The sequence below is a fragment of the Spirillospora sp. NPDC049652 genome, from assembly GCF_040675125.1.
Lineage (GTDB): Bacteria > Actinomycetota > Actinomycetes > Streptosporangiales > Streptosporangiaceae > Spirillospora.
In genome coordinates this window covers 1-6,104 of sequence record NZ_JBFAOF010000403.1, presented here as the reverse complement: position 1 = coordinate 6,104, position 6,104 = coordinate 1, and the positions used below count along the sequence as shown (strand labels likewise).

Genomic DNA, 6,104 nt, shown 5'->3' with positions numbered 1-6,104 from the left:
GGGTGTGCCGGTCCGTTCACGGGCGAGGTGACCCCTGCCAGCAATGTATGGAGGGTTGCTAGCCGCCGGAGCCGTTGCCGCCGCCGGTCGGCGGGATGGTCGGCACCGTGGTCGGGACGGGCGCGGAGGTGATGCTGGGCTTCGCGGTGGGCAGCTTGGACACCTTGCCCTGGGCCGGCGCGGCGGGCGTCTGCTTGACCGGCTTCGGGTCGGACGCGGCGGCCTGGGCGCTCAGCGGCGCGGTCCCCGCCGCGGGCTGCGAGCCGCCCGGTCCGTTCCACGGGATCAGCACGAGTGCGGTCGGCACGGCGGCGACGACGGCCACCGCGCCCACGGCAAGTTTGCGTTCGGTCCTCTTGCGCACGTTCGCCCCTTCAGTCGCGAACGTCACGGTAGTGAAAGATGATCGCGTTCGGTGGGTTTATCAGCAAACGTTAAGAATCTGGGATCTCACTCTATGAGACGCGCTTCTCAGTAAATGAGAAACGTGTCAGGCTGCGAGGCACACGCAGAACCGGCCGACTCCACGAGAGGTGATCCGGATGTCCGTATACACCCATGGCCACGACCCGACCGTGCTCAGCTTCCACACCTGGCGCACCGTCGAGAATTCCGCAGCCTACCTGGCGGAACACCTCCGCGCGGGGCGCTCGCTGCTGGACGTCGGATGCGGTCCCGGAACCATCACCGCCGAGTTCGCCGAACGCCTCGCCCCCGGCCGGGTCGTCGGCGCGGACGCCGCGGAGGGCGTGCTCCGGCAGGCGCGCGCCCACGCGGCCGACCGCGGGCTGGACAACGTCGAGTTCGCGGTGGCCGACGTCCACGATCTGGACTTCCCGGACGGCGCCTTCGACATCGTCCACGCGCACCAGGTGCTCCAGCACATCACCGACCCGGTCCGCGCGCTGGCCGAGATGCGCCGGGTGTGCAGGCCGGGCGGGGTCGTCGCCGCGCGGGAGGCCGACTTCGGCGGCTTCACCTGGTATCCGCGGCCGCCCGCCATGGCCGACTGGCTGCCCGTCTACTACAAGGTCGCGCGCGGCAACGGCGGCGAGCCCGACGCCGGACGCCGCCTCGTGTCCTGGGCGCGCGAGGCGGGCTTCACCGACATCACGTTCACCTCGACCGTGTGGTCCTTCGCGACACCGGAGGAGCGCGAGTGGTGGTCCGGGACGTGGGGCGGCCGCATGATCCGCTCGAACATCGCGGACACGGCCGTCCGGCAGGGCCACGCCACCCGCGACGACCTGGAGCGCATCCACGCGGGCTGGCGGGAGTGGGCCGCCGCCCCGGACGGCGTCTTCACCGTCCAGCACGGCGAGATCCTCTGCCGCCCCTGACCTCCGCCACCGAACCCGCGAGGGGACGGGGTGGGGTGAGGTTGGCCACAGTGCGAAATGCCTGGCGGGTGAAGGATGCTCTCCCAGACATCGGCTCCCGACAACAGCTCGCTCCACCACCACCCCGAGGAAGAGGGACAGGCAATGTCCACGCAGGCGGACGCCGCGAAACTGCTGGTCCGCACCCTGGAGGCCGAAGGCGTCGAGTACGTCTTCGGCATCCCGGGCGAGGAGAACATCCACTTCGTCCAGGCCCTGGACGACTCGTCCATCCGCTACGTGCTGGTCCGGCACGAGCAGGGCGCGGCGTTCATGGCGGAGATCTACGGACGGCTGACCGGCAAGGCCGGGGTCGCGTCCGCGACGCTCGGGCCCGGCGCGATCAACCTCCAGCTCGGCGTCGCCGACGCGCAGACCAACTCCACCCCGGTCGTGGCGATCTCCGCCCAGGTCGGGCTGGACCGGATCTACAAGGAGTCGCACCAGATCGTCGACCTGGTGTCGCTGTTCCGGCCGATCACCAAGTGGTCGGAGCTGGTCCCGACGCCCGAGGCGCTGCCGGAGATCGTCCGCAAGGCGTTCAAGACCGCGCAGACCGAGCGTCCCGGCGCGGTGTACCTGGCGATCCCGGAGGACGTGGAGTCGGCGTCGGTCTCGGCGGACCTCGGGCCGCTGCGGATCAACGTCGTCCACCCGCAGGAGCCGTCCGCCGCGCAGATCGCGCGGGCCGCCGACGTGCTCGCGATGGCCAGGCAGCCGATCGTCCTCGCCGGGCACGGCGCGACGCGCGCGCACGCGAGCGAGGCGCTCGTGCACTTCTCGGAGAAGCTGGGGCTGCCGGTCGCGACGACGTTCAACGGCAAGGGCGTCTTCCCCGACGACCACCGCAACGCGCTCGGCGCGGTCGGGTTCATGCGGCACGACTACGTCAACTTCGGCTTCGACGAGGCGGACGTACTCATCGCGGTCGGCTACGAGTTGCAGGAGTTCGACCCGGTCAAGGTCAACCCGCACGCCGACAAGAAGATCATCCACATCCACGCGATGCCCGCCGAGGTGGACGACCACTACCCGGTCGAGGTCGGCATCCAGGGCGACATCTCGCGCTCGCTGCGCGCTCTCGGCGACGCCGTGCACCGCCGCTGGGACGTGAACGGCACCGGCCGCCGCATCCGCGAGCTGATGCGCGACGAGCTGGCCGAGGGCCGCGCCGAGGACGGCTTCCCGCTGTCCCCGCGCCGCGTCGTCGCCGACATCCGCGAGGCCATGGGCCGCGAGGACATCGTGCTCGCCGACACCGGCGCGGTGAAGATGTGGATGGCGCGGATGTACCCGACCTACGAGCCGAACACGCTGCTGGTGTCCAACGGGCTGTCGTCCATGGGCTTCTCGGTGCCGGGCGCGCTCGCCGCCAAGCTCGCGCACCCCGACCGCAAGGTGCTCGCGGCGACCGGCGACGGCGCGTTCCTGATGAACTCGCAGGAGCTGGAGACCGCCGTCCGCGAGAACATCCCGATCACGGTGCTGATCTGGGAGGACGACGCGTACGGCCTGATCGAGTGGAAGATGGACCTGGAGCTCGGGCGCAGCTCGAACATCAAGTTCGGCAACCCCGACTTCGTCGCCTACGCGGAGAGCTTCGGCGCGCACGGGTACCGGGTGACCGCCGCCGACGAGCTGCTGCCGACGCTGCGCAAGGCGCTCAACGACGACGGCGTCTCGGTCGTGACCGTCCCGGTCGACTACTCGCACAACCTCCAGCTCACCGACAAGCTCGGCGAGCTGACCGACCCGTTCTGACGGGCCGGTCCTGAGGCGCGGGCGCCCGGCCGGTCCGTCAGGGGCTGGCCGGGCGCCGGGCCTTCTCCTCCACCCGTGCCGTCAGCCGAGGACGAGGTCGCGGAGGGTGCGCAGGGTCGGCTCGTCCCGGACGCCCGCGACCAGCAGCGTCGTCACCGGGCTGGTCCGCCAGCGCTCCAGCCGCTCCTTGATCCGCCCGACCGGGCCGAGCAGCGAGATCGAGTCGGCCAGCTCGTCCGGGACGGCCCGGACCGCCTCCTCGCGCCGGCCGGCCAGGAACAGCTCCTGGACGCGCGCGGCCTGCTCGGCGTAGCCGAGGCGGCCGATCAGGTCCAGGTGGAAGTTGCGGTCCTTCGCGCCCATCCCGCCGATGTAGAAGGCGAGCGGGATCTTGGCGAACTCCAGGGCCGCCGCGAGGTCGTCGGTGACGATCGTGGTGACGGTCGCGGCGATCTCGAAGTCCGCCGGACGGCCCGCCAGCGACTCCCCGAACAGCGCGTCGATCCGCTCCGGGTCCACGAACAGCGGCAGCCAGCCCTGGGCGGCCTCGGCGGCGAGCGCGATGTTCTTCGGCCCCTCCGCGCCGAGGTACACCGGGATCTCCGGACGCACCGGATGCGCGATCGACTTCAGCGGCTTCCCGAGGCCCGTCCCGCCAGGATAGGGGAGCGGGTAGTGCGGGCCCGCGCTGGTCACGGGCGCCTCGCGCCGCCACACCTGCCGCATGATGTCCAGGTACTCGCGGGTCCGTGCGAGCGGCTTGGGGAACGGCGTCCCGTACCAGCCCTCCACGACCTGCGGCCCGGACGCCCCGATGCCGAGGATCACCCGTCCGCCGGACAGGGCGTCGAGGGTGAGGGCGTGCATCGCGGTCGCGACCGGCGTGCGCGCGGACATCTGCGCCACGGCGGTGCCGAGCCTGATCCGCGACGTGCGGGCCGCGTACCAGGTGAGGGTGGTGAAGGCGTCGGAGCCGTAAGCCTCGGCGGTGAAGACCGCGTCGTAGCCGAGCCGTTCGGCGGCGAGGACGGTCTCGGTCTGGTCGTCCGGGTCGCGCTGCCAGTAGCCGACGTTGATGCCGAGCTTCAGCTCGGGCGTGGGGGTGGTCGGGGGGGCCGGGTTCGGTTCCGCGGTCACGGTGGCGCCTTCCGTCGGGGGCACCGCGATGTTAGAACGCGTTCTAGTTTTCTCGGAAGACCCGGCCGGGACGGACCCGGTCCGGCGGGCCGCGCGCGGAGCGGCGCCGCCGGGTGTGAGCGGGCAGGAACGGAGGTGAGCGGGCAGGAAGTCGGGGGCGCCTGCCGGAGTCGAAGCCGTCAGGGAGTCGAAGCCGTCAGGGAATCGGGACCGTCAGGGGGCAGAGGTCCGTCGGCGGGGTGCCGGGCCGGTCAGCGGGCGGCGACGCCGTCGAGCACCGCCTGCCAGTCGGCGGACGCCAGCAGCAGCGCGGGGCCGTGCGGGTCCTTGGAGTCGCGCACCGCCCGGCGCGCGCCGGGCAGCGCGGCGACCTCGACGCACTGGTCGCCGCTGCCGCTGTGGGACGACTTGGTCCACAGCGCGGTGTCGAGTTCGGGGGCGGAGGCCCGGCGGAGCGGGCCGCCGCCACGGCTGTCGGTGTCGCTGTCGGTCTCGCTGTCGGACCCGCGTCGCGGGTCGGCGGGGGATGGGTTCACGAGCTGCTCCTTGCTGCGTCGGCGACGAGGCTCGCGGACTCCTCCGGGGGGAGGGCCGCCTCGGCGATCCGATTGAAGCGTTCCCCGTGACTGGCCACTTCCGCAGCGCTTTCGATATAAACGTCGCCCATCGTGCCCTCCACGTAGGCGATATCGGGGTCCGCGGGATCCGGGAACGACAGGATGGTGAAGCGGCCGTCGAGTCCCGCGTGCTCGCGCACGGTGAACGGCAGAATCTGGACGGTGACGCGGTCGCGCTCGGCCAGCCGGACCAGGCGCCGCAACTGCTCGGCCAGCACCTCCCGCCCGCCGATCGGGCGGCGCAGCACCGCCTCGTCCACCACCATGTGCACCTGCGGCGCGTCCGGCCGCTCCAGCAGCGCCTGCCGGGTGCGGCGCGCGGCGAGCCGCCGCTCCACGTCCTCGGGCTTCGGCAGCATCCGGCCGGCGGTGATGACGGCCCGCGCGTAGTCCTCGGTCTGGAGCAGGCCGTGCACGAGCTGCGGGTCCCAGGTGCGGATCAGCGACGCCTCGTGCTCCATCGCGACGTAGCTGCCGGTGAAGACGTCGGAGTAGGCCGTCCACCAGCCGCGCCGCTGCGCCGCCGCCGCCAGGTTGCGCAGCGCGTCGCACTCCGGGCTCGGGACGCCGTACAGGTCGAGGAAGCGCTGGATGTCCTCGGCCTTCGGCCGCGTCTGGGCGGTCTCCAGCCGGGACACCGTGGCCCGCGACATGCTCAGCCGGTCGGCGACCTCCTGGAGGGTGAGACCGCGTTTCTCACGGAGCGTCCGCAGCTCACGCGCCAGGCGGCGGCCGCGGACGGTGGGCCGGTAGCTCATGGCGGGGAGTCTCGCCGGTCGCCCGGGGTTCCACAACGGGAATGACGAAGCGGGTAGAGGAATCTCTCCCGCCAGAGCAATCTGCCCAACGGTGTTGCGGTACTGAGATTCTCACGCGATTCTGAGAACCGTGACCGTTCGGTGTCGTTACGTGACCACCGTCGCGTGACCAGAGACTCACCGTGAGGGTCGCGGCCGGTTCTTCGCGCCCGCCGTGCCGCCGCCCCGGGAGGGAACCCCGTGACCACCTCTCCAGAGATCGCCGGAGACGCCGTGGACCAGTCTTCATCAGGCCTGCTGGCCTTCGACCCGCCGCTGCCCGGCGCTGAGGGCGCGTGCCACGGCCGTGCCGAGGGCGCGCGCCAGGGCCGTGCCGAGACCGCCCGGGACGGCCGCCCCCACGCCGCGTGCCAGGCGTCCCAGGCGTCGGCGTCCCAGGCCTTCTGGGAGCC

General features: G+C 72.0%; 7 protein-coding genes. 3 read left to right on the top strand and 4 right to left on the bottom strand.

The window, feature by feature from the left end; all coding sequences use genetic code 11:
• Nucleotides 1–58: 58 nt before the first annotated feature.
• The gene (locus AB0J52_RS23460) at nucleotides 59–364 is read right to left on the bottom strand and encodes a hypothetical protein (RefSeq protein WP_500184147.1); all 306 of its coding nucleotides are present in this window, start codon (nucleotides 362–364) and stop codon (nucleotides 59–61) included.
• 178 nt (nucleotides 365–542) lie between these two features.
• Here AB0J52_RS23460 and AB0J52_RS23455 point away from each other — a divergent pair, with 178 nt between their 5' ends.
• Nucleotides 543–1,340, top strand: coding sequence for a methyltransferase domain-containing protein (locus AB0J52_RS23455; protein ID WP_500184146.1), 798 nt, complete (start codon nucleotides 543–545; stop codon nucleotides 1,338–1,340).
• Between the two features lie 144 nt (nucleotides 1,341–1,484).
• On the top strand, nucleotides 1,485–3,140 hold the full coding sequence (locus AB0J52_RS23450; RefSeq protein WP_500184144.1) for an acetolactate synthase large subunit: 1,656 nt from the start codon (nucleotides 1,485–1,487) through the stop codon (nucleotides 3,138–3,140).
• Nucleotides 3,141–3,221: 81 nt separating this feature from the next.
• On the opposite strand, the gene AB0J52_RS23445 is transcribed toward AB0J52_RS23450, so the two are convergent.
• From AB0J52_RS23445 to AB0J52_RS23435, 3 genes are all read right to left on the bottom strand, one after another.
• Nucleotides 3,222–4,277, bottom strand: a complete 1,056-nt coding sequence (locus AB0J52_RS23445) for an LLM class F420-dependent oxidoreductase (protein WP_500184142.1) — start codon at nucleotides 4,275–4,277, stop codon at nucleotides 3,222–3,224.
• Nucleotides 4,278–4,528: 251 nt separating this feature from the next.
• Nucleotides 4,529–4,813, bottom strand: coding sequence for a DUF397 domain-containing protein (locus AB0J52_RS23440; protein ID WP_500184140.1), 285 nt, complete (start codon nucleotides 4,811–4,813; stop codon nucleotides 4,529–4,531).
• A complete protein-coding gene (locus AB0J52_RS23435) occupies nucleotides 4,810–5,652 on the bottom strand; it encodes a helix-turn-helix domain-containing protein (protein ID WP_500184138.1) in 843 nt (280 codons plus the stop codon). The genes AB0J52_RS23440 and AB0J52_RS23435 overlap by 4 nt, the downstream gene beginning before the upstream one ends.
• Nucleotides 5,653–5,892: 240 nt before the next feature.
• Here AB0J52_RS23435 and AB0J52_RS23430 point away from each other — a divergent pair.
• A partial coding sequence (locus AB0J52_RS23430) for a hypothetical protein (RefSeq protein ID WP_500184136.1) occupies nucleotides 5,893–6,104 on the top strand: 212 nt, incomplete at its 3' end.

What these genes read in the sequence shown, in the direction of transcription:
- AB0J52_RS23455 (WP_500184146.1), top strand. Translation starts at nt 543, where the DNA reads ATGTCCGTATACACCCATGGCCACGACCCGACCGTGCTCAGCTTCCAC.
- AB0J52_RS23450 (WP_500184144.1), top strand. Translation starts at nt 1,485, where the DNA reads ATGTCCACGCAGGCGGACGCCGCGAAACTGCTGGTCCGCACCCTGGAG.
- AB0J52_RS23435 (WP_500184138.1), bottom strand. Translation starts at nt 5,652, where the DNA reads ATGAGCTACCGGCCCACCGTCCGCGGCCGCCGCCTGGCGCGTGAGCTG.